Annotated in this window: 2 rRNA genes; both read left to right on the top strand. The window is 53.3% G+C overall.

The features are described 5' to 3' along the window. The first annotated feature begins 121 nt into the window (after window positions 1–121). A 23S ribosomal RNA gene (locus Xhom_RS48805) occupies window positions 122–3,031 on the top strand. A 78-nt stretch (window positions 3,032–3,109) separates the two neighbouring features. Next, a 5S ribosomal RNA gene (gene rrf, locus Xhom_RS48800) occupies window positions 3,110–3,225 on the top strand. Window position 3,226 lies beyond the last annotated feature (1 nt).

Genomic DNA, 3,226 nt, shown 5'->3' with positions numbered 1-3,226 from the left:
TGCTCTTTAACAATCTGGAACAAGCTGAAAATTTGAAACAATCAGTACTGTAACCGCGCTAAGGCGGCAGTATTGAGGAGTCTCTCAATCACTCCAGTCCGAAGACACCTTCGGGTTGTGAGGTTAAGCGACTAAGCGTACACGGTGGATGCCTAGGCAGTCAGAGGCGATGAAGGGCGTGCTAATCTGCGATAAGCGCCGGTAAGGTGATATGAACCGCAATAACCGGCGATACCCGAATGGGGAAACCCAGTGCAATCCGTTGCACTATCATTAACTGAATTCATAGGTTAATGAGGCGAACCGGGGGAACTGAAACATCTCAGTACCCCGAGGAAAAGAAATCAACCGAGATTCCCCCAGTAGCGGCGAGCGAACGGGGAGCAGCCCAGAACCAACATCAGCATCCGCGTCAGGAGAACGGTCTGGAAAGGCCGGCAGTAAAGGGTGATAGCCCCGTATCTGAAGACGCAGGTGGTGTGAGTTCGACGAGTAGGGCGGGACACGTGGTATCCTGTCTGAACATGGGGGGACCATCCTCCAAGGCTAAATACTCCTGACTGACCGATAGTGAACCAGTACCGTGAGGGAAAGGCGAAAAGAACCCCGGCGAGGGGAGTGAAACAGAACCTGAAACCGTGTACGTACAAGCAGTGGGAGCCTTGATTTATCAGGGTGACTGCGTACCTTTTGTATAATGGGTCAGCGACTTATATTCTGTAGCAAGGTTAACCGTATAGGGGAGCCGCAGGGAAACCGAGTCTTAACTGGGCGTTAAGTTGCAGGGTATAGACCCGAAACCCGGTGATCTAGCCATGGGCAGGTTGAAGGTTGGGTAACACTAACTGGAGGACCGAACCGACTAATGTTGAAAAATTAGCGGATGACTTGTGGCTGGGGGTGAAAGGCCAATCAAACCGGGAGATAGCTGGTTCTCCCCGAAAGCTATTTAGGTAGCGCCTCGTGAATTCATCTTCGGGGGTAGAGCACTGTTTCGGCTAGGGGGTCATCCCGACTTACCAACCCGATGCAAACTGCGAATACCGAAGAATGTTATCACGGGAGACACACGGCGGGTGCTAACGTCCGTCGTGAAGAGGGAAACAACCCAGACCGCCAGCTAAGGTCCCCAAGTCATGGTTAAGTGGGAAACGAAGTGGGAAGGCTCAGACAGCCAGGATGTTGGCTTAGAAGCAGCCATCATTTAAAGAAAGCGTAATAGCTCACTGGTCGAGTCGGCCTGCGCGGAAGATGTAACGGGGCTAAACCATGCACCGAAGCTGCGGCAGCGACACTCAGGTGTTGTTGGGTAGGGGAGCGTTCTGTAAGCCTGCGAAGGTGTGCTGTGAGGCATGCTGGAGGTATCAGAAGTGCGAATGCTGACATAAGTAACGATAAAGCGGGTGAAAAACCCGCTCGCCGGAAGACCAAGGGTTCCTGTCCAACGTTAATCGGGGCAGGGTGAGTCGACCCCTAAGGCGAGGCCGAAAGGCGTAGTCGATGGGAAACGGGTTAATATTCCCGTACTCGGTGTTACTGCGAAGGGGGGACGGAGAAGGCTAGGCTGGCCGGGCGACGGTTGTCCCGGTTTAAGCGTGTAGGTGGGAAGAATTGGTAAATCCGTTCTTCTGTTAACACTGAGGCGTGATAACGAGGCACTACGGTGCTGAAGTAGCTGATGCCCCGCTTCCAGGAAAAGCCTCTAAGCTCCAGGTAACATTGAATCGTACCCCAAACCGACACAGGTGGTCAGGTAGAGAATACTCAGGCGCTTGAGAGAACTCGGGTGAAGGAACTAGGCAAAATGGTGCCGTAACTTCGGGAGAAGGCACGCTGGCGTTAGGTGAAAAGACACGCTCTTGGAGCCGAGGCCAGTCGCAGATACCAGCTGGCTGCAACTGTTTAATAAAAACACAGCACTGTGCAAACACGAAAGTGGACGTATACGGTGTGACGCCTGCCCGGTGCTGGAAGGTTAATTGATGGGGTTATCCGTAAGGAGAAGCTCTTGATCGAAGCCCCAGTAAACGGCGGCCGTAACTATAACGGTCCTAAGGTAGCGAAATTCCTTGTCGGGTAAGTTCCGACCTGCACGAATGGCGTAATGATGGCCAGGCTGTCTCCACCCGAGACTCAGTGAAATTGAACTCGCTGTGAAGATGCAGTGTACCCGCGGCAAGACGGAAAGACCCCGTGAACCTTTACTATAGCTTGACACTGAACCTTGAGCCTTGATGTGTAGGATAGGTGGGAGGCTGAGAAGTGTGGACGCCAGTCTGCATGGAGCCAACCTTGAAATACCACCCTTGAATGTTTGATGTTCTAACGTAGGCCCGTGAACCGGGTTGCGGACAGTGTCTGGTGGGTAGTTTGACTGGGGCGGTCTCCTCCCAAAGCGTAACGGAGGAGCACGAAGGTTAGCTAATCACGGTCGGACATCGTGAGGTTAGTGCAATGGCATAAGCTAGCTTGACTGCGAGAGTGACAGCTCGAGCAGGTACGAAAGTAGGTCATAGTGATCCGGTGGTTCTGAATGGAAGGGCCATCGCTCAACGGATAAAAGGTACTCCGGGGATAACAGGCTGATACCGCCCAAGAGTTCATATCGACGGCGGTGTTTGGCACCTCGATGTCGGCTCATCACATCCTGGGGCTGAAGTAGGTCCCAAGGGTACGGCTGTTCGCCGTTTAAAGTGGTACGCGAGCTGGGTTTAGAACGTCGTGAGACAGTTCGGTCCCTATCTGCCGTGGGCGTTGGAAGATTGAAAGGGGCTGCTCCTAGTACGAGAGGACCGGAGTGGACGCACCACTGGTGTTCGGGTTGTCATGCCAATGGCACTGCCCGGTAGCTAAGTGCGGAAGAGATAACCGCTGAAAGCATCTAAGCGGGAAACTTGCCTTGAGATGAGTCTTCCCTTGTCCCTAGAGGACACTAAAGGAACGTTCGAGACGAGGACGTAGATAGGCTGGGTGTGTAAGCGTTGCGAGACGTTGAGCTAACCAGTACTAATGAACCGTGCGGCTTAACCTGACAACACCGAAGGTGTTTTGGGGTGAGAGAGCAGTTTCAGAGACTAATCAGCTTGTTCGAGATGAGAAACAGAATTTGTCTGGCGGCAATAGCGCGGTGGTCCCACCTGACCCCATGCCGAACTCAGCAGTGAAACGCCGTAGCGCCGATGGTAGTGTGGGGTCTCCCCATGTGAGAGTAGGGAACTGCCAGACA

The sequence above is a fragment of the Xenorhabdus hominickii genome, from assembly GCF_002632725.1.
Lineage (GTDB): Bacteria > Pseudomonadota > Gammaproteobacteria > Enterobacterales > Enterobacteriaceae > Xenorhabdus > Xenorhabdus hominickii.
Note: the sequence above shows the minus strand (reverse complement) of the source record. Positions and strands in the feature narration are given on the sequence as shown.